This window comes from Acrocarpospora pleiomorpha, from assembly GCF_009687885.1.
Taxonomy (GTDB): Bacteria; Actinomycetota; Actinomycetes; order Streptosporangiales; family Streptosporangiaceae; genus Acrocarpospora; species Acrocarpospora pleiomorpha.
In genome coordinates, this window is the sequence record NZ_BLAF01000043.1 from 23,670 (window position 1) to 42,921 (window position 19,252).

18 protein-coding genes are annotated in these 19,252 nt (G+C 68.8%); 3 read left to right on the forward strand and 15 right to left on the reverse strand.

From position 1 onward, the window contains the following. Positions 1-2: 2 nt before the first annotated feature. Positions 3-1,190 carry a substrate-binding domain-containing protein gene (locus tag Aple_RS32285; RefSeq protein ID WP_155348505.1) on the reverse strand — a complete coding sequence of 396 codons (1,188 nt, stop codon included), beginning with the start codon at positions 1,188-1,190 and terminating at the stop codon, positions 3-5. 120 nt (positions 1,191-1,310) lie between these two features. Here Aple_RS32285 and Aple_RS32290 point away from each other — a divergent pair, with 120 nt between their 5' ends. Continuing rightward, the gene (locus Aple_RS32290; RefSeq protein WP_170321759.1) at positions 1,311-2,018 is read left to right on the forward strand and encodes a TetR/AcrR family transcriptional regulator; all 708 of its coding nucleotides are present in this window, start codon (positions 1,311-1,313) and stop codon (positions 2,016-2,018) included. 35 nt (positions 2,019-2,053) lie between these two features. Here Aple_RS32290 and Aple_RS32295 read toward each other — a convergent pair whose 3' ends face one another. Continuing rightward, complete coding sequence (locus Aple_RS32295) at positions 2,054-3,646, reverse strand: long-chain-fatty-acid--CoA ligase (RefSeq protein WP_155348507.1); 1,593 nt, start codon at positions 3,644-3,646, stop codon at positions 2,054-2,056. 7 nt (positions 3,647-3,653) lie between these two features. Then, positions 3,654-4,556 (reverse strand): alpha/beta hydrolase, encoded by a 903-nt coding sequence (locus tag Aple_RS32300; RefSeq protein ID WP_155348508.1) that lies wholly within the window; start codon positions 4,554-4,556, stop codon positions 3,654-3,656. 162 nt (positions 4,557-4,718) lie between these two features. On the opposite strand from Aple_RS32300, the gene Aple_RS32305 reads away from it, so the two are divergent. Both Aple_RS32305 and Aple_RS32310 read left to right on the forward strand, forming a co-directional pair. Continuing rightward, the gene (locus Aple_RS32305) at positions 4,719-5,672 is read left to right on the forward strand and encodes an extracellular catalytic domain type 1 short-chain-length polyhydroxyalkanoate depolymerase (protein ID WP_170321760.1); all 954 of its coding nucleotides are present in this window, start codon (positions 4,719-4,721) and stop codon (positions 5,670-5,672) included. 65 nt (positions 5,673-5,737) lie between these two features. After that, entirely contained in the window at positions 5,738-6,088 is a 351-nt protein-coding gene (locus Aple_RS32310) for a cupin domain-containing protein (protein WP_218038600.1), read from the forward strand. Between the two features lie 399 nt (positions 6,089-6,487). Here the strand turns inward: Aple_RS32310 and Aple_RS32320 are convergent, their stop codons facing one another. From Aple_RS32320 to Aple_RS32375, 12 genes are all read right to left on the reverse strand, one after another. Further along, positions 6,488-7,270, reverse strand: coding sequence for a dioxygenase family protein (locus tag Aple_RS32320; protein WP_155348512.1), 783 nt, complete (start codon positions 7,268-7,270; stop codon positions 6,488-6,490). A 99-nt stretch (positions 7,271-7,369) separates the two neighbouring features. After that, on the reverse strand, positions 7,370-9,040 hold the full coding sequence (locus tag Aple_RS32325) for a DUF8588 domain-containing protein (protein ID WP_155348513.1): 1,671 nt from the start codon (positions 9,038-9,040) through the stop codon (positions 7,370-7,372). A 298-nt stretch (positions 9,041-9,338) separates the two neighbouring features. Next, positions 9,339-9,893, reverse strand: coding sequence for a hypothetical protein (locus tag Aple_RS32330; RefSeq protein ID WP_155348514.1), 555 nt, complete (start codon positions 9,891-9,893; stop codon positions 9,339-9,341). Between the two features lie 126 nt (positions 9,894-10,019). Beyond that, positions 10,020-10,280 (reverse strand): hypothetical protein, encoded by a 261-nt coding sequence (locus tag Aple_RS32335; protein ID WP_155348515.1) that lies wholly within the window; start codon positions 10,278-10,280, stop codon positions 10,020-10,022. 1 nt (position 10,281) lies between these two features. Then, positions 10,282-11,073: a hypothetical protein gene (locus Aple_RS32340; RefSeq protein ID WP_218038592.1), complete on the reverse strand. Its 792-nt coding sequence runs from the start codon at positions 11,071-11,073 to the stop codon at positions 10,282-10,284. Then, positions 11,061-12,242: an AAA family ATPase gene (locus Aple_RS32345; protein ID WP_218038593.1), complete on the reverse strand. Its 1,182-nt coding sequence runs from the start codon at positions 12,240-12,242 to the stop codon at positions 11,061-11,063. Before Aple_RS32345 ends, Aple_RS32340 begins: the two co-directional genes overlap by 13 nt. Next, entirely contained in the window at positions 12,239-14,203 is a 1,965-nt protein-coding gene (locus Aple_RS32350; RefSeq protein ID WP_218038594.1) for an ATP-binding protein, read from the reverse strand. Before Aple_RS32350 ends, Aple_RS32345 begins: the two co-directional genes overlap by 4 nt. Next, a complete protein-coding gene (locus tag Aple_RS32355) occupies positions 14,200-15,042 on the reverse strand; it encodes a hypothetical protein (RefSeq protein ID WP_155348516.1) in 843 nt (280 codons plus the stop codon). The genes Aple_RS32350 and Aple_RS32355 overlap by 4 nt, the downstream gene beginning before the upstream one ends. After that, positions 15,042-16,052 carry a JAB N-terminal domain-containing protein gene (locus Aple_RS32360; protein WP_155348517.1) on the reverse strand — a complete coding sequence of 337 codons (1,011 nt, stop codon included), beginning with the start codon at positions 16,050-16,052 and terminating at the stop codon, positions 15,042-15,044. The genes Aple_RS32355 and Aple_RS32360 overlap by 1 nt, the downstream gene beginning before the upstream one ends. Next, entirely contained in the window at positions 16,049-17,542 is a 1,494-nt protein-coding gene (locus tag Aple_RS32365; protein ID WP_155348518.1) for an effector-associated domain EAD1-containing protein, read from the reverse strand. The genes Aple_RS32360 and Aple_RS32365 overlap by 4 nt, the downstream gene beginning before the upstream one ends. Further along, the gene (locus tag Aple_RS32370) at positions 17,518-18,666 is read right to left on the reverse strand and encodes a HesA/MoeB/ThiF family protein (RefSeq protein ID WP_218038595.1); all 1,149 of its coding nucleotides are present in this window, start codon (positions 18,664-18,666) and stop codon (positions 17,518-17,520) included. The genes Aple_RS32365 and Aple_RS32370 overlap by 25 nt, the downstream gene beginning before the upstream one ends. After that, positions 18,659-19,222: a hypothetical protein gene (locus tag Aple_RS32375; RefSeq protein ID WP_155348519.1), complete on the reverse strand. Its 564-nt coding sequence runs from the start codon at positions 19,220-19,222 to the stop codon at positions 18,659-18,661. The genes Aple_RS32370 and Aple_RS32375 overlap by 8 nt, the downstream gene beginning before the upstream one ends. Positions 19,223-19,252: the final 30 nt, after the last annotated feature.

Consider the following 19,252-nt stretch of genomic DNA (forward strand, 5'->3'; position numbering starts at 1 on the left):
GGTCAGCCCTTCATCGCGGTGACGGGCGGGGCGCATTCCTGCGCCGACAGGGTTTTGAGAATCTGCGCGGTGTACGCCTCCGCGGTGCCGGTGAGTTTGACCTGGAACGCGGGCTGAAGCAGCGCGTGGTCGGCCGCTCGGACCGTCAAGTTGCCGGCGACGCTGTCGAACGACCACCCCTCCAGGCTGGCGATCATTTTCTCCGGGTCGTCGCCACCGCCCTGTTCGATGGCCCGTACCAGCATGAGCGCGAGGTTGAACCCGTCCGGCCCGAACACTCCGCCCGGAGTGTTGCCCTGTGCGGCCTTGAGCGCGGTGGCGGCGGGATTGTCGGCGGCGCCGTCGACCCAGTGCGCCACAAAGGAGATCTCCGCGCCGGCGGGCCCGAACGCCGGCCAGGTCTGCGGTGCGTCGAGCCCGGTCACCACCGTGGTGGCGGACAGCACGTCTTGCTGCTGCAGTGACTGCCACATCGCGGTGGCTGTCGTGCCGGCCCACGCGACGAACAGCAGATCCGGCTTGGTCTCTTTGGCTTTGATGGCGAACGGGGTGAATTCGGTGGTGGCTTCAGGCACCAGAACACTGCCGACCGTGGCGCCGGAGGCGCCCATCACCGCTTTGACGGCGGCGAGGTTGCCCTGGCCGAACGTGTTGTCCTGAGCGAAGACCACCACGTTCTTGCCGGAGGCTGCCGAAAGGTAGGACTGGGCTGAGGCGATGTCCTGGAACGTCTGCCGGCCCGTACGGAAGGTGTACCGGTTCACTCCGGTGATCGCATCCGCGGCCGCGGGCCCGGACAAATTGAGGATCTTGTTCTGTGCGGCCACCGTGGCGACCTGCAGCGCGGTGGCCGACGACGTCGATCCGCCAATGATTTTGACGCCTTTACCGGCCAGGTCTTTGGCTGCGGCGACCGCCTTGGCCGGGTCGCCGCCGTCGTCGACCTGGGTGACCTCGATCATGCGGTCACCGACCTTGCCCGTGCCCTTCGTGGCGTACTGCAGGCCGGCCTCGAAGCCCTGCAGATACTGCTGTCCGTACGCGGCGAGCGGCCCGGACGTGGTGGAGATCAGCCCGAACTTGACCGGTGCGTCAGGCTGCGGTGCGGCGTCTGGGCTCGTGCATCCCGCGGTCACGGCGAGCAGGGCGGCCACGGCCGCCCTGCGGCCCGGTAAATAGGTGCGGCTCATATGATGTCCGGCCCTTTCCCAAAGAGTTACATACGAACGATCGTTTGGCTGCCGAGTTTGATGCCGCCTCCAACGGTGTGTCAAGGTGGAGCGGGCAGATCAGATCGAAGGAGTACGGGTGTGACGGAACAGGCCGCTGGCAGTCGCAGGCGCCGTACCGCGAAACCGGCCGACACCGACCGGCTGCTGACCGAGATCAGCGCGGCCGGGCCGCCCGCGCAAGGCGCGGGAGGGCTGCTTCCGCCGCGTGCCAAAGCGGCCGGAACGCTGCGCCGGATCCAGGAGGAGGCGGTGCGCCAGTTCGCCGCCCGCGGCTATCACGCCGTCTCGGTGCGGGACCTGGCCTCCGGTGTCGGCATTCACCCGAGTTCCATCTACTCCCACGTCCCGGCGAAGGCGGACCTGCTCGCCGAGCTGCTGCGCCTCGGGCACGCCGAGCATCGTGACCGGCTGCGCCAGGCGCTGCTGGAATGCGGCGCCGACCCAGGCGACCAGATCGCCGCTCTCACCCGGGCCCACGTGCGGATGCACGCCGAATACCCGCTGCTGGCCAGGGTTTCCAATCGCGAACTCGGCGCCCTTGAAGGCGCCGCCCGCGATGAGGTCACCGGCATCCGCTTGGAGTCCGAGCGGCTGTTCATGGATGTGATCAACCGCGGCCAGCAGCTCGGCGATTTCAGCGCCGAGGTGGACCCGCTGATCGGGGTTGCCGCGATCGGTGCCATGGGTATCCGGGTCGCCGAATGGTGGAACCCTGAGCTGGGCATCACCATCGATGATCTGGCCGCCCAGTACGCCGGCCTCGCACGGAACATGTTGCGCCGATAACACCACCTGCCAACCGTTCGTTCGTATGCCCCACCTCAGGCGGGAAACCGTGCGCGCAGCACCTTCTTGTCGAACTTGCCCACGCTGGTGCGGGGAACCTGATCCAGGAACTCCACGCGGTCCGGCAGCTGCCAGCGGGCGAAGCCATGGGACATCAGGTGCTCGTGGATCTGCTCCAGGGTCAGTACGCCGCGGGTGACCACACAGGCCAAAGGCCGCTCCAGCCACTTGGCATCCGGGATGGCGATCACGGCTGCCTCCGCGATGTCCGGGTGGGACATCAGCGCGGCTTCCATGTCAACCGAGGAGATCCATTCGCCACCGGACTTGATGAGGTCTTTGGTGCGGTCCGCTATCCGGAAGTAACCGCCAGGCGAGCCGACGGCGACGTCTCCGGTGTGAAACCAGCCGCCGTGGAACTGGTCCGCGCCATCGCCGTGCAGGTAGCCGTCGGCGACCCAGGGTCCACGCACATACAGGTCGCCGACCTGGGTGCCGTCCCAGTCGACGTCCGCTCCGTCGCCATCGCGGATGACGAGCTCGACGGTGGGTACCGGCAGCCCTGCCTGCGACGCGGCCTGCTCGATGAACTCGTCGTCGGGAAGACCGCGCAGATGATGTTTGGGCCAGGCGACGCTTGCCAGCGGTGAGGTCTCGGTCATCCCCCACGCCTGCAGGATCGGTATCCCGAAGTCGGCCCGGTACCGGGCGATCAGCGACCGGGGCGGCTGCGCTCCGCCGGAAATGATGTGCCGCAGATCAGGCAACGGCTTCGGGCCGTCCAGGTGCGCGGCGACGTCGATCCAGATCGTCGGCACACCCGCGGTGACAGTGACCTGTTCCTCGCGAAGAAGCCCGATGACGCGCTGCGCGGTGAACGGCCCGGCGGCGAAGACCTGCTTGGCCCCGACCATGGCCGCCGCGTACGGAACACCCCAGGCGTTGCCGTGAAACATCGGCACAACCGGCAGCACACAGTCGCCGGGCCCGAGGCTGAACCCGGCGCCGGAGGCGACACCGAGGGCGTGCAGCACCGTCGACCGGTGCGTATAGACGACACCTTTGGGGTGGCCGGTGGTGCCGGAGGTGTGGCAGATGCCCAGCGGCCGGTCTTCGGCCCACGGCGTGCGCGGGTACTGCCGCGGCTGGTCGGCGATCAGCGGCTCGTACGCCAGCAGGCCCGGCAGGTCGGCGTCCGGCGCCTCCCCGGCCAGCACGATGACGTGCTCGACCTTGCGCAGCCCGCCGGCCGCGTAGGCGTCTTCCAGCAACGGAATCAACTCAGGGTCGGCCAGGATCGCCACGTCACCGCCATGGTCGATCACCGCCGCGAGTTCCTGCGCCGACAACCGCAGATTGAGGGTATGCAGGACACGACCGCTGCCCGGGACACCGAAATAGGCCTCCAGATGCCGGTAGGTGTTCCACGCCAGCGACCCCACAACCGCATCCGCCGGCAGGCCAAGGCTGTCCAGAGCGCGCATCAGTTGCTGTGACCGCTGCGCGAAATCAGCGTAGGTGTAGCGGTGGCTGGAGCCGTCGGCGTGGCTGGTGACGATGTCGACGTCGCCGTAATGCCGTTGCGCCGACGCGAACAAGGTCCAGATGTTGAGCGGAATGTCCATCATGGCCGGATCACTTGCCGCAGCGGCCGGCGAACTCCACCAGCGCGTCCGCGCAGATGGTGGCGCCGGGATCGGCCAGCGCGATCGTGTAGTGCGTCGTGTCCGGCACCAGCTGATGCTCGAAACGGGTCACCGCCGCGCTTTCCGCTGAAACCACCGGCTCGCCGTACAGCGGCGGCTGTCCTGGATAGAAGCCTTCCTGCGCGGAGAGCATCAGCACCGGTGCCTTGATGGCCGACAGGCGTTCCCGCAGTGCCTCGGCGTCGAGTGTGTCCAGATAGTCACCACGCACCGCGGCCTCCGCGGCCTTCGGCATGAGCTGTGGCTCGGTGCCGCCCAGGTCGTAGTCCAGATAGGCCTCCACCCACGGCCCCCACGCCGCCGCCGGGAATGCCGGAAGCGGCCGCCAGAAGTCGAAATAGGACTCCCGGCTGGGAAACTGCTGCCGCAACCGGGCCAGTTGCGGCCCGAGCACCGTGTCCAGCAGCGCGACCAGATCCACCCCGGGTGGCGCCGGCAGCGGCAGTCCGCCGTCGACGAGCATCACCCCGGCCGCCTTCCCCGGGTGCTCGGCTGCCAACGCCGCGGCCACGAAGGCGCCCATCGAATGACCGATGATCACACAGTCATCGAGGTCGAAGGCGTCCATCGCCGCGGCGACATCTCGGGCGTGCTGTGCCATGCCGTACTGGCCATCCGGCTTGTCGCTGTCCCCGCGCCCACGCAGGTCCAGGGCCAGCAGCGGGCGCCGCCCGGCCAGCCTTTCGGCGATGCCGACGAAGTTGACGTACGACGCCGTGATCCCGTGTAAGGCCACCACCGGCTTGCCCCGGCCCGGCCAGAACCCGAACGCCAGCTCCACACCGTCACCGGCGACGCGGCCGCGCGCCTCCCGTCCCGTCAACACATCCATAGCAGCTCCCTAACGAACGACTGTTTGCCACAGTCTCATGTCGTAGGAAAGAAACGTCAAGACTCAAGCACTTCACGCTGACGAAACTTCGTCGTCATCTTGACACGGTCGCGACTCACTCTGATGCTTGCCGAACAACCGATCGTTCGTAAGGAGCGGAACATGGCACTCACCTCTGCCCGGTGGTGGCGTGCACTGGCTGCCTGCGTCATCGCCGGCGCCACCGCAGCGGCAACCCTCGCCATGCCCGCACAGGCCGCCGGCGGAACGTTGTTCCACGGTGTCTACGTGTCGGTATTCGGCGTCCGCGACTACCACGGCTACCTGCCCTCGTCGTACCGTCCTGGCACGCCACTGCCACTCGTGGTCGCCCTGCACGGCTGCACCGAGAACGACGTCGGCTTCGACCTCCTGTCCGGCTGGAGCGCCAAAGCCGAACAGGAAGGGTTCGCCGTCGTCTTCCCCGACCAGAACAACTTCGCCAACCCCGCCGGCTGCTGGAACTGGATCCTGTCCGGCAACCAGCACCGCGGTCGCGGCGAGCCGGCCATCATCGCCGGCATCACCAACCGCGTCAGCGGCCAGTACGGCATCAACCGCAGCCGCGTCTACGTCACCGGCATCTCCGCCGGAGGCGTCATGGCCAACATCATGGCCGTCGCCTATTCCGACGTCTACGCGGCCGCCAGCTTCGTCGCCGGCTGCGAATACCAATGCGACCCGCTGCAGATCACCACCCCGCAGCAATCCGGCCAAGCCGCACTACGCGAAATGGGAAGCCGTGCCCGCACCGTCCCGGTCGCGATCTTCCAGGGCACCGTCGACCCAGCCGTGGCACCCTCCACCGCCTACCGCATCGCCGGGCAATGGGCCACCGTCGCCGGCACGGACACCACACCCGACGTCACAGACAACGGGCAGGTTCCAGGCGGGCGCAGCTACACCAAACTCACCTACCACAACAACACCGGTCAGCCCATCGTCGACCAATACATGATCAACGGCGCCGGGCACAGCTACCCCGGCGGCTGCTCCTGCAGTCTCTACGGCGACCCCGCCGGCCCCGACGCCACCGGCATCAGCTGGGACTACTTCCTCGCCCACCCGATGCCCTGACAACACCATCACCGGGTCGGCGCCACGCGGCGCCGGCCCAATTGCTACCGTGATCGCCCGTGAACGTGTACGTAGGCAACGCGAACGTGGACGCGGCAACCGACCGAGGCTGGCTCTTGGGCCACTTCAAATCCCCCGACGACGTACGGCACAGCGAAGACGTCGAGATCAAATGGGGTATCCACCCCGCCGGTGACGAACGCGCCCAATGGGTGACCGGCGAACACCGCACCGCCCTACTCATCCTGATCAGCGGCCGATTCCGGGTAGAACTCCCCGGCCAGACCGTCCTCCTGTCCAAGCAGGGCGGCTACGTCCTCTGGGGCAAGAACGTCGACCATTCCTGGCACGCCGAAGAAGAATCCGTCGTCATGACCGTCCGCTGGCCATCAATCCCCGGCTACGCCACCCCATAGACCACCCAACAGAATAAGCAGGTCGCCAGGTGACTCGCCGTTATCCGGCGCCGTTCACGCAGGTGATACTTCTCGCCGCACCGGCGCCACCAGCGGCATCCGGTTGAGTGTCTTCGGCCCGAACGTCGAGTGTCCTTGAACCTGAACGAGCGTCCTGGAGCATCCAACAGCGTGAACAGGTCGCCAAGTCACTCGCCGTCACCCGGCGCCGTTCACGCAGGCGTTATTTCTCGCCGCACCGACACCAACAGTGGCGGCATCCTGTGGGTTCTCGGGGTATCGGGGCCAGGAGTGGCAGTGGCACGGTGTTGAGCGCCGAAACCGAACTCGCCGACCTGCTCGACCGGCTCGACCCCATCGGCCACCATGACCTCATCCACGGCGACCCCTGCCCGGGCTTTAGACGTGTACGTCGAGTTTGGCCGTGTAGCCGTTTGTGGTGTTGCCGGTGACGGTGGCGAGTTGGGTTGTGTAGCCGTCGCTGAATACGTTGTCGTTTTCTAGCGAGGAGCCTGCCAGGTTGGTGACGCTCTGTTCGTAGCCGGGAGTTGCGTATACCTCGCTGCAGGCTTCCTGCGGGAATGCCAGTTGGGTGGTTTTTACGGGGTCTGAGGCGGTGGTTGCTTCGGTGAGGTTGCCGTACACCTCGAAGTGGATGTGTGGCCAGCGGCCGGAGTAGGCGCCGGGGAAGATTGTGGTGAAGCGGATCAGGCCGGCTGGGGTGGCCTCCTGGACGCCGCGGAGGTAGTTCTCCTCGGTGATGCCTTCGGAGTACATCGAGTATCTGCCTTCGCGGTCGCAGTGCCATAGGTAGACGGCGGCGCCCGCGTATGCCGCTCCCGCGTTGATGATGTTGAGTTCCACGACCAGGGGAATTCCTTGGGCTGTCCCCGATGCGGAGCCGAAGCTCGATCGGATGTCCTGGCGGACGACGCCGCTCTGGGTCAGCGCGTTGGGTCCGTTGGATCCGTCCCCTGGATAAGGGCCGGCGGTCTCGTCGGGAATCTCTTCCTGCGATTGGCCGCTCGCTGGCTGGCCGGTTGTCTGGGTGGACGTGTTCTGTTCGGGTTCGGAGCAGCCCACTGCGCCGACCAGCACTGCGCCGCCGACTAGGCCGAGCATCCCTCGGCGGCCCATCAAGCGGGAAAGATCGAACGCGAGTCCTCGGTCGTGATCGTGCATGTGCCCTCCTCCGTTTGGTAGCGACCACCCTTCACCTCGGATCTGAAAATTCGATGACAGCAAACCCAGATTCCGCTTAGCCGGGCTGCGGCGTCGGGCTCAGCCTTCTTCTAGTTCGGCGGCTCGTTCGTACAGGCGGGCGGCCTGGAGTGGCTGGTTGTGGCGGTTGTGGAGTTCGGCGGCCCGGATCAGTTGGCCGTCGGATTCCAAGGCCCAGGCCTGGTCCTGCCAGGAGCCGCGTTCCATCGGCTCCCGCCTGATCCCGCGGGGTCCAGACCGGCGAGGGCGGCTCAGGCTGGGGAGGAAACCGACTCGCCGGGTGCGTTCCGGAGGGGTCAGCCCATCGTCGATCAGACGTAGCGAACGCTCCATCTCGGGTGGTAGCTGTACATCGACCTCAAGCGGTTCGCCCGCCCACAACTGCCAGACGGGTACGGCGGTCCTGAGCAGGAACGCGTAGCAGGCGTTCGCGGTCAGCACGATCGCGTCGCCCTGGTCGGTCGGGAACAGGGCCCTGCGTGCCGCGGGTGGGAGCCGGGGCTTGAGCCGGAAGCCGAGCGGAAGGTAGAGCTGGCCGGGTCCGACGCAACGCAGCGGCTCCCCTACCGGCAGGTCCTCCAGCACGCCGCCGGTGGCGGTCAGCAGGTGGCGGTCACGGCCGAGCGTGAGCTGGGCGGTCTCAGCGAGGGGCAAGCCCTCCAGCACCAAGGGCAAGGCGGCCAGTCCCTCGTCGCTGAGCAGCACCGCGTCGATCTTCTGGCCGTGCGCCCTGGCGGGAACCACGGTCAGGGTGGGCGGCTCCGGCACCGCGTCAGGCCATTCAGGGAGGGATTCCAGCGGTTGCAGGGGCCGGTCGACGGGCGAGCGTACGAACGCGGTTCCCGGCTGCGGCTCGCCGTGGGCAGTGAGGCGGGCGCAGCCGTACCCGTCGGCGGCCAGCACCCAGACGCCGTGGTCGACGAGAGCAGCGAGGACCCGATCAGGAAGCGGTGACGCGTGGCGGTGCTGGATCAGAAGCCGGTCCCGCACCCTGCGACAGACCAGCACGAACGGGTCTCGTTCCAGCGCCGCGACCAGGGACGGCGAGACGCTCCCCGCACCCGCCACCAGATCCACGACATACCCGGATCGGCCAGACCCGCCGCTCGGAGCATGCGCTTGATCGACGTCTCTGACATACGCGGATTGCCTAGGCCCACCGCCCGAAGGGTGAACTCGGTCACTGCCCCTGGCGTACCCGGATCGGCCACCCGAAGCGTGCGATTGGGTGCCGGCGTACCCGGATCGCCCAGGCCCGCCACCCGGAGCGTGAGCTCGATCGCCGTCCCCGGCTTCGAACAGCGGTGTGAGATCGACCCGCTGGTAGGTGACTGTCAGGTTCAGGTCCAGCGCGCGCCGGATCAGCTCCGCCAGCCGCAGCCCCGGAACCACGATCGTGACCTGGGACACCGGCGTCGGCGGCGTCTTGACCAACCCGGCGATCCTGACGGCCTCGACGAGTGGCGTCTCGGTGAGGGATGACAGCTCCAGTCCGACGCCCTCGGTGGGCGGCTCGCCCCAGCCGCGGTCTGGGACGAGCTGCCCGGCATACGTCACGTGCACTCGCCCACCACAGCTGAGCGCCGCCTCCCTGACCACGTCAAGGGACAGATCCACCCGCACCCACCAGGCGTTGTCCGCGCGCAGGAAGCCCATCCCGGCAAGATCGTCCGAACGGTGCAACTGCGCCGCGAACATCAACGCCGTGGTCGCGGCCCCGAAGCGCACCACAAGCTCAGGCCGCGACGACCCTTCCAAACCTCCGCCCAAAGGAAACCGCCCTTCCACGTCCTCTACCAAGGACAACCGCTTGTCTGAATTCCCGCCCGACGGAAACCACCCATCCGCGCCCCTGCTCAAGGACAACCACTCATCCGAATCCCCGCCCGAGGACGACCCGCATCCGCGCCGTTGCCAAAGGACAATCACTCATCCGAATCCCCACCCGAGGACGACCCCATCCGCGCCGTTGCCAAAGGACAACCGCTCATCTGAAACCCCACCCGAGGGAACCGCCCTGCCATCGCGTCTACCTTTCGGGGATCACCAGCGGAGTGGCGAGCACCCGCTTGGCCCAGTCGGTCCAGCGTTCCCCCGCGTTGTGCCGTCCGCCCCTGACCGCGGCCGCGAAGATCAGCGCGACCTGGTCGAACCTGCCCGCCAGCTCCGCCACCGCGACCGCCCACCGTTCCAGCTCCCGATGCGGGAACGGAACGTTGATCGGATCGGCGAGATCCGCTCTGACCAGGTCAAGCGCTGGCACGACCAGCTCGAACGGGCGATGCTCGGCCAGATCGCACCGAGCCAGCACCAGCGCGCGGCGAGCACCGTCCTCAGCGGCCTCGACCGCCTCCCTGGCCGGTTCCGGCTGGTTCAGGTGGTGAACCCGCAGCCAGCCTGCGATCTCGAACTCGTCGGCCGCCAGGTAGTCCGTGGCGGCTTCGTCGTACCTGCCGATCTGCTCGTGCAGCGCGGCGGCGCGCAACGGGATACCGGCCGCGCGATAGCAACGCGCCGCATCCTCCCAATGCCTGGCCTGCTCATAGCAAAGCGCCGCCTTCCGGTACAGCGTGGCATCAACCATCACGACCCCCGCTTCCGGCACAGGGTGGCATCAATCACGACCCCGTCCCCGCAGCAGAGCGCCGCCCTCCGGCACAAGGTGACACGCAGCTCATGACAGAGCGCCACCTTCGGGCACGACATGGCATCAACCATCGCGACCCCGTTCCCGTTGTTCGTCCTCGGTTTCGGGTGTCTCGGTGGGTCCGATCAATCGGTCGGGGAGTTGGCCGGGGGCGAGCTCGACGATCTGCGCGCCGCGTTCGACCAAGCCTGCGATTTCGGATGTGATCCGGTCGTGGCGGGCGTTGTGGTCGGCCTCCTGAGGGCCGGTGGACACGTCCTCGACCTGGAACATCACCACCTCGCCGGTGACAGGGTCGTACCGGAATTTGACCCGGACCCGCACCTCAGACCTCCAGCTCGAATTCGATGTCCAGAACGCCGTCGGGACCCTCCGTGGAGCTGATCCCGGTGGCCCTCCGGGTCCGCGCGTACGCCAGGATGGCGTCGCGGTAGGCCTCCGCGAGAGCGCGATGGAACAGCGCGCGGGCGTCGGCGCCGATGTCGCTGAGCAGCCGGGACGCCTCGTTGGCGAGTTCACGTTCCCGGGTTCCGCGCAGTGTCGCCAGCGTGTCGAGGGCGTTGCGGTGGGCCTGGCCGGTCAAGGCGTCGCCGTGTGCCTTCTCGGCCTGTTCGCGCTGCTTGACCCTGGCGGTCTCGGCTGCCTCGCCGAGAGCGAGTTCGGCGTCGCGGTTGGCCTCCCTGCGGGCGTCCTCCTCGGTGACGCCGCCCCACTCGTCGTCGTAGTAGGTGCCGATGCCGGTCGCGGCCAGGGTGTGCCTGATCTCGGCCCGCACGGTCGTACTGGCGGCACCGGTGGCGCGCACCCGGTCGCTCACCCGGGCCACGATCTCCAGGTCACGCGAGTCGGGATCGTAGGAGAGCACACCCCCGTCGAGCGGGTGCCGGAACACACCGTCCTCGCCCTCCTCCCACCCCTCGGTACGACCCAGCACGCGAGCCAGCGCGGTCAAGGTCGGCAGCCCGACCGACCGGCTCAGCCGCTCCCGGACCCGGGCTTCGCCGACGACCTGGTCGGTGAGTTCGACCGACCGGCGTACCTCGTGATCCCAGGACTCGGCCAGCAGCCGGGTGGCGCGGACACGGATCCGGCGCGGGTTGCACATCAGCTCAGCCACCTTTCCGGGTCCAGTTCCCGGAGTTTGGTGATCAGCGCGATCTGTTCCTGCTCGACCGCCTTGATCAGATCTGCCTCGCCCGGATGTTGCCGCCGCAGCTCGTGAGCGAGACGTTTGTTGTCCTGCGCGAGTTTCTGCAGCTCCGCACCGGTGGTCGCCTGTTCCCGCAGCCGGGCGATGCCGCGCAGGTCGATCTTGATGAGCACCGGGTCCCTGGCCCCGCTGCCAGGGGCGTCCACGGGCACGCCATGGTCGGCGACGATCCTTCGCAAGGTGCTCTCGTCCGCCAGATCCGTCCACAGGTGCACCATCCGGGCAAGGTCGCTCTCATCGGCCGTCATCCGGCCGCGCAGCAGCGCCGACGCCGCGAACACCTTCTGCGCCTTCACCGCCCGCCGGTCGGAGAACGCGACGCCCTCCGCCCGCAGCGACCGGAGGATCTTGGTGTACGTGGCCCGCACCGGCGCCAACTCCACCTTCCCGACCGCCTGCTGCAAGTCGGCGAGCTCCGCGGGCTGCAGCGGGACCAGATCACGGTCCCAGCGGTCGTCGTCAGAAGAGATGTCCGCCTTGATGCGGTTCTGCTCGTCCTTCCAGCCCTGGGTGAGGACGTCGTCCAGGTCGTCGTCGCCGACGTACTGCACGGTGCAGCGCAGCAGGAAGCGGTCGCTGAAGGCCTCCAGCTCGGGGTCGTTGGGGATCTCGTTGGCCGAGCCGACCAGCGAGATCAGCGGGCTGCGCAGCACGGTCTGGCCGGTGTGGAAGGTCCGTTCGTTGATCAGGCTGAGCAGCGTGTTGAGGATGGCCGAGCTGCCCCGGAACACCTCGTCCAGGTGGGCGATCCTGGCCTCGGGCAGCATCCCCGCCGTGTTGATCTTGTAGACGCTGTTGTCCTGGAACTCCTTCACGTCGATCGACCCGAAGATCTCGGCCGGTTCGGTGAACCGGGTGAGCAGGTAGCTGAACGGCTTGGTCTCCAGCAACCGGCAGAAGCGTTCCAGCAGCCGCGACTTGGCGGTGCCTGGCGGGCCCACCACCAGCACGTGCTCCCGGCTCAGCACGCCGAGGGCGAGCACGTCCACCACGTCGCCGCGGTCGACGAACATGTCCTTGACATCGTCGAGACGCCCGGCGAAAGCCTTCCCAAGCTTTTCCGGAGTACGTTTCACTCATCCTCCCGCGATGTGGGAACCGTCAGTTCCGCCAGGATCGGGCGGTGCCGCGGCGTGAGCGGCAGGTAGGAAGCGGCCTCGGCCGGCCGGCCCGCAGGGCGGCGCTGGTCGATCTCGCGCTGCTGCGCCGCCCGGCGAAGAGCGCCGATCAGCTCGCCCAGCCGTCGGGCGTCCGGCCGGGCGTCGGGGCCGCCGATCAGCTCGTCGGCGCGGGCGTCGCGGAAGATCGAGCGGATCTCGTCGCCGTTCATGCCCTCGGTGGCCCGGGCGATCGCGGCGAACAGCTCGTCGTCGGGCTGCTCGCGCAGGAACGTGCCCGCGTGCACGCGTGCGATCGCCGCCCTGGCCTCCTCGTCCGGTAGGTCGATCTTGATGGCCCGGAACCGGCTGGGCCGCAGCAGCGCGTCGTCGATGATGTCGATCCGGTTGGTGGTGCCGATGATGAGGACCGGCACTTCCGGGCGGAAGCCGTCCAGCTCGGTCAGCAGCTGGGCCACCACCGCGTTGCCCGCGCGGCTGCCGCCGTCGTCCCGGCCGGTGCGTTTGGCCGCGATCGAGTCGAACTCATCGAAGACCAGGACCGAGGGGGCGTTCCGGCGGGCTTCGGCGAAGAGTTCGCGGACTTTGCGTTCGCTCTCGCCGACGTACATGTCGGTGACCTCGGGTCCTGACACGACCAGGATGGTGGCGTCCAGTTCGCTGGCCACCGCCTTGGCGAACAGCGTCTTTCCGGTGCCGGGCGGGCCGTGGAAGATGAAGCCGCGCGGCACCAGGTCCTGGCGCACCTCCTCGGGCAGGTCGGCCAAGCCCGCGGCGGCGCCGGAGATGATGGACAGCGCCCGGTTCAGCTCGTCCTTGACCGGCTGGTAGCCGCCGATCTTCCTGAAGGGCACGTTGGGGACCTCGAAGGAGTTCGAGGTGTGCGCCTTGAACAGGGCCAGCTCCTGGAGCAGGTCGGCGAAGGTGGGTTCGGGGCGCTGGTGGTGCTCGTGGTAGGCGAAGCGCAGGCCGTGCCGGAGGCGTACCGCGTTCATGCCGGCGATGTTCTTGTAGAGCGCGATCGGGTTGAAGTCGCGGAACAGCTCGGCTTCCTCCCGCCGTACGAGGGCTTGGCCGACGGGGACCCGGCGGCCGCCGGCGGTGGCGACCTCGCGGGGCAGCACGTCGAGGGAGAGGCGGACCGCGAACCGGTCGGCCAGGACCTCGGGCAGCACCAGCGACGGGTCGGTGAAGGCGAGCAGCACCCGGGTGCTGTTCTCGTAGAGGACGTCGGTGAGCTCGCGGGCCTCGGAGCTGATCGCCGTGTTGCTGCCGCCCGCGAGCAGGTCGAGGTGGGGGACGACGACGATCCGCTCCTCGTCGGCGTCGTTGACCTCTTTCTCCAGCGCGGCCAGCTGGGCGCTGCGCCGGCCGGCGGGGGGCAGGCCGAGCGTGGAGTCGGTGTCCGGCTCCGCCTTGATCACGGTTCTGGCCCGGTCGGACTGGTGCACGATCTCGTCGATGAGGTGCTCGACCAGGAGTTTCTCGCACTGGATGAGGACGGAGAAGCCGCGTTTGAGGTAGGCGCCGGCGCGGTCGATCTCCACCTGGTGGGCGATCAGCACCGCGGCTCGCTCGCTCAGGTTTTCCGGGTGGCCCTCGTCCGCGAACTCCCGCAAGGGTGCGGATACCTCCACGACCAGTTCGGCGGGGGGCGGCTCGGCGGGCGTGAGCGAGGTCAGCGCGACACCCGGCGGCAGGTAGAGCGGACGACCACCCGGATCGCCGGTCACCGTGAGCTTCAGCGATCTCAGACCGACGTCGAGATGGGCGGGATCGAAGTCCGGTTCGAGCAGGAACGCGGGAACCTCCGCCAGCAGCTGCCCGAGCGTCCAGTCGTCGGAGTGCATGATGACGAGATCGTCGAACCGCTGCGGATCCGCGCTCACGAACCGGAAGTGCGGCCGGGGCGCCATCATCTCCCTCTCCAGGTGCGGTAGCGGTGGACCAGCCGGAGCGCGCTGTCGTAGCCGCGCGCGACCGGTCGTGTTCTGCCGAGGTCCACTCGCTCGGCGGCCGCCCAGTAGGCTCCGGTGGCTTTCATCACGGGGGTCGGCTTGCCCTCCCAGCGCAGTGCCTGGCCGATCTGCCTGGCCCACGCCTTGCCGTGCCGCAGCCAGGCCGTGGCGTAGACGTCCCTGACCAGGTCCAGCTCGCCGTGGCGCAACCACTGGTTGAGCAGGTACGCGCGCCAGCCCAGCACCCGGACGTCCGAGTCGCACTCGGCCAGCGTGCCCACCACCACCGCCCGTCCATGTGGCCGCGTGACCAGCTCGGCCACGCGTTCCTGCACGGCGCGATACTCCGAGGAATCCGGATCGCCCGGCGGATGGTGCAGGACGGCGGTCAGCGGTGAGGCGCGGAGCAGCAGGTCGGGCAGCCCTTCGACGCCCTGCCACGACGGAACGCCGCGCAGCGCGGGCAGCACCACCGCGTGCCGGGCCGTCGCGTCCGGCAGCCGCGACCGCGTCCTGACCAGCGAGTTCGCGATCATCATCGCCGGTTCCGGATGATCGCGACCGCCGATCACCGCCGCCAGCAGCACCCCGCCAAGCCCGACCCGCGCCGCCTCCCCGAACGGCGGATTGCCCATCCCCCGCACCGCGTTGCTCCGCCACGTGATCTCCGCAAGCCTGCGAACCACGTCCGGCGGCGGGTCGGCCAGCCGCGCGGCCTTCCACAAGGTGCCGTTGGGCACATTTCCGGCCGGGCGGGCCACCCAGTCGAGCACCCGCTGCGCCGTCTCCACCGCCCCCATCAGGGCACCGTCCAGTACGGCGCCAGCATCATCCCCCTGGCGTCATCCCGGCAGTAGAACCGCAGCACCCGGGCGCCCCGCGAGATGTTGACCAGCGCCGCCACCTGCCACGGACGCTGGAACGTCGACCGGTGCAGCCGTACGTCCACCGACGACAGGCCGAGGCCGCGACCGGCCGCGAACAGATGGGTGTGGTACCAGCCGACGAGCTCCTCGCCCTGCCGCCGCACCGCCAGCAGCTCGCCGACGCTCAGGAAGCTCTCGCCGGTGAAGGTGAAACTCAACATGGACGCGCCGGTGCGCTGCGCGGGGATCATCGCGGTCAGCTCGATCAGGTGCCGGTCGGGGGCCGCCGCGTCCCGGTAGACGCGCCCGGCGAGGAAGCCGCCCTCCTCCACTTCGGTGGAGAACGGGTGGGTTTCGGTGAACGAGGCGTACATGCTCTTGCCGAGGACCACCGCGATAGGTTTGCCCGGACTCGGCGTGGCATCCGCGCCGAGGGCGGCGAGGGTGCTCAGCGGCGGGTCCGGCGGGGGTAACTCCTCCAGATCGAAGATGCGGCCCCGGTGCGCGCCGACCTCGATGTGCACACCGTGCTCCATCTCGGGCACCGGACGCACCAGCGGTCCATGGTCGAAGTTCGGCCCGTGCAACCCGAACCCCCAATGCCGTTCGTCGGGTGCCAACTCCCTGAGTGTGTCTCGCAACGCGCGTCCCAGCAATTCACTTACCGGGTGCGGATGCTGGTACAGCAGTTCGTCGTTGAGGAGCACCCGGACCTGTACGTGGCCGTATCTGGGGCGGAGGTTGGCGACGGAGAAGCCGCCGGTGTTCTCCAGCGAGACGGCGGGTCCTGGTTCCGGTTCGGGCAGGAAGAGCAGCTGGATGACGGCGCCGCTGAGCGCCTGGTCCAGCTGGCTCTCGAAGAACCGGCGCAGGACGGGTTCCAGCGGCACCCGGCGCACCGGCGTCTGATCCCCGCCCCGGAAGAGCTCCACCTCGTAACTCATGCTTGCTCGATCACGTTGATGTAGCTGCCCTTCCGCTGGAGCCTGGCGTGCGACGGGGTGCCGCCGATCCGCGCGATGCGCGGCCCGCCCGCCAGCTCCGCCCACCGGGCCGCGTCGCCGTCGAAGAAGTCCACCGAGCCGTCGTCCTTCCACACGCTGTAGTTGCGGTAGGCGGCGATCTCGCGCAGCATCGCGCACAGGGTGCCGAAGTCGAGGGAGGATTCATACGATTCGTCCAGCGCGCCGAGGCAGACAAGACCGGCCGCGGACTTGTTCTCCCGCATGCGCGGGCTGTCGTAGTTGGGCCACACGTTCGGATGGAAGAACGGCGTCATCCAGAACACCTGGGGCGCGACCACCGGGAACTCCGGCCCCAGCATGATCACGACCACGTGGAAGCCGATGTCCACCGGCTCGCCGCCCGGCACCTCCGGCGGCCCGAAACTGGGCTGCTCGAACTCCAGCCGGTATTCGGTGGGCGCGAGCAGCGAATTCGCCTCCACCCGGAAATCGGGGTGGGCGGCCGCGTAGTCGAGCACCTGGTTCTTGACCCGGAACAGGGCGTCCTCGCGATCCACCGGGTTCACCGCGGCGGCGGTGGCGTGGAACCCGACCCGCAGGCGATCGCCGTCGTGCACGCCCTCCTCGTGCAGGGTCCCGTCCGGATTCAACCGCCGGCCCGAGCCGTCCGGGTTGACGTGGTCGATCACCGTCGGCCGCTTTCCGCCCGGGAAGTTCTGGCCGTACGCGCCGACGACCTCGGCGGCGACATGCCCCACCGTCTGCTGCGCCGGGGCGTCCACGATCCGGAACTGGCGCCCGTCCGGACCTTCGATGAACAGCTGCCTGAGCAGGTAGTCGGGGATGCCGGGCGGCACCACCGTCCAGCCGAAGTCGGTGTGGTCGAGGATCCGGCGGATCATCGTGGAGTCGGCGGAGCCGACCCGGAAGGACACCGCGGACGGGGTCGACCAGACCTCGGCCGGGGCCAGTCCGGCGGCCTCCAGCAGGTCGCGCGCCGCGGCCCGGTCGTTCTCGTTGTCGGCCCGGAAGATCACGTGGCAGGTCTCCGGCGGCGCCGCCCGCGCGGGCTCCTCGGGTTCCTGGGGTTCCTGGGCTTCCGGCGCGGGCGCCGGCCGGGGTGACGGGCGCAGGTAGCGGTCGCGCAGCCGCTGCAGGTGCGGGTTGTTGCCGTAGACGCGCAGCGCGTGCTCCAGCAGCCCTCGATAGCCGGCCTGCACGATGCCGTTGTTGATCTCGCGGAAGATGTCGTTCCAGGCGCTTTCCGCGGTGTCTGTGAACGAGGGCCGGCGCAGCGGCGGGAATTCGATGGCGTCCAGGATCAGGTCGGCGCGGGCGACCGTGGAGTAGATGTTGGCCAGCACGCCGTGGAAGTCCGCCCGATCGGCCCGGGTCATCTGGATGTCCTCGACGGCGTCCGGTCCGTCGGGCTCCTGCTCGCGGCCTAGCCGCGACTCAAACGCACACATCGGCGCTCTCCCTGTGCTCCGCGGACGGGCAGGATCTCCTCTGGTGCGACGCCCAGCTCCCGCAGCCGGATGTCAGATCCGGCGTCCCGCAGGCGCACGCTGGTGACGGACCGCAGCAGCGCGCCGCACCGCGCGCACAGCTGGACGTGGTCACGGTCGGGCCGATCTGCGAGTTGAGGATAAAGGCCGCACACTCGGCAGAACAGGGGAAGCGGGAAGTCGGTCCATGTTTCCGGCTCGTCTTCTGGGGCGAACTCGGTGAGGAGTTCGGCCACGGTTGTGTCGGCGCTTGACGCCAGTGGTGACGGGTGGTCTGTCCATGGATGGTGGTACGGGCAGGATGGGTTGCGGCTGATTTGTACCGGGCTGGTGCGGCCGGTCAACTCGATGGAGAGCAGCCGCCAGGCTGGAGGGCGGCCCATCAGGAACTCCAGCGCGGCGGTGGTGGTCCAGGCTCCGACCAGTGCCGCGGCCGCGATGCTGGCGGGCTCCGGGCCGGTGTCACGTGGTTCGAAACAGCTCCAGGGCAGGTCGCTGTGGCTGCGCTGATGTTCGGTCAGGGTGCAGGCGTAACACGGTTCGTCCGGCTGGTCGGGTGGGCGGAAGCGGACCTCGCCGCCCCAGGGCTGGGTGCCGGAGTCGACGAGGGCGGCGCCGACCAGCGCGCAGCGGCCGAGCAGCTGCATGCGGGCCCTGATGGTGTCCACGGCGCCGATCACCAAGGCCGCGTCCGCCAGTTCACCAAGACCTACGCCGCTGATCAAGGGCGCGATCCGGGGCTCCACCTGGAGCGTGGGGACCAGGCGGCGCAGGCTCTCGGCCGCCACTTCGGCCTTCGGACCGTGCAGGTCTCCGGGGGTGAACAGGACGGTACGGCTCAGATTGGTGACGGATACCGCGTCCGGGTCACACAGGATCAATCGGCCGACACCCGCGAGCGCGAGGTTCTTGGCGATCTCATTGCCGACAGCGCCCACCCCGGCGACCACCACCGTCGCGGCGGCCAGCCGATCCTGATCCCAGCCGGGGATAAGCCGCTGCCGGTCGTACGCGGACTCCCGACCGCGCAGGCCGTCAGCCATGTCGGTCGCCACGGATTCCCGGCCGGGCAAGCCGTCAATCATGGTCGGTCACCTTCGTCTTGGCGACCGGGCAGATGGCGACCACGCCGTCCGGTTGCCAGCGTTCCCAGCAGGACAGGCCGCGTGCCGGGTCGCGGTGCACGGCCGCGCCGCAGGCGGGATCCTCGATCCGGCACGGGCACACCACGACGTGCTCGCCCGGGCGGAACGTGTGGGCGCAGTAGCGACAGCGCGGGGCCGGGTGGCGCTGTCCCGGGCGTGGTACCCGCCAGTCGTCTTTCGCCAGCCGTACCAAAGGAACGGACGCGGGCCACCCGTCCTGCAAGCCGCTTGCGAACTCGGCGACCGTGGCGGACGGCTCGGTGCCGGGTCCGCCCGCGCAGTCCAGACCTGGTTCGAGATGCCGTACCGTACGGGCCGCCAGGTCGACCAGGACCGCATCGCCGCGCCGGAACGTGTGCCCGCACGTATGGCAGACCAGGTTGAACCACCAGTGCGACGGCACGGTCACCGCCCGGCCCTCGCGCGTCTCCGGTTCACTCGGCGCCGGCGCGAGCCCGGCCTCGATGCCACGCGTCAACTCCTCCTCTATCCGCACGACATCTGCTCCATTTCGGGGCTCCCGGTA

Coding starts and splice junctions, on each gene's coding strand:
- Aple_RS32285 (WP_155348505.1), bottom strand. CDS start 1,190: ATGAGCCGCACCTATTTACCGGGCCGCAGGGCGGCCGTGGCCGCCCTG.
- Aple_RS32295 (WP_155348507.1), bottom strand. CDS start 3,646: ATGATGGACATTCCGCTCAACATCTGGACCTTGTTCGCGTCGGCGCAA.
- Aple_RS32300 (WP_155348508.1), bottom strand. CDS start 4,556: ATGGATGTGTTGACGGGACGGGAGGCGCGCGGCCGCGTCGCCGGTGAC.
- Aple_RS32305 (WP_170321760.1), top strand. CDS start 4,719: ATGGCACTCACCTCTGCCCGGTGGTGGCGTGCACTGGCTGCCTGCGTC.
- Aple_RS32320 (WP_155348512.1), bottom strand. CDS start 7,270: ATGCACGATCACGACCGAGGACTCGCGTTCGATCTTTCCCGCTTGATG.
- Aple_RS32330 (WP_155348514.1), bottom strand. CDS start 9,893: ATGGTTGATGCCACGCTGTACCGGAAGGCGGCGCTTTGCTATGAGCAG.
- Aple_RS32350 (WP_218038594.1), bottom strand. CDS start 14,203: ATGATGGCGCCCCGGCCGCACTTCCGGTTCGTGAGCGCGGATCCGCAG.
- Aple_RS32355 (WP_155348516.1), bottom strand. CDS start 15,042: ATGGGGGCGGTGGAGACGGCGCAGCGGGTGCTCGACTGGGTGGCCCGC.
- Aple_RS32360 (WP_155348517.1), bottom strand. CDS start 16,052: ATGAGTTACGAGGTGGAGCTCTTCCGGGGCGGGGATCAGACGCCGGTG.
- Aple_RS32365 (WP_155348518.1), bottom strand. CDS start 17,542: ATGTGTGCGTTTGAGTCGCGGCTAGGCCGCGAGCAGGAGCCCGACGGA.
- Aple_RS32370 (WP_218038595.1), bottom strand. CDS start 18,666: ATGATTGACGGCTTGCCCGGCCGGGAATCCGTGGCGACCGACATGGCT.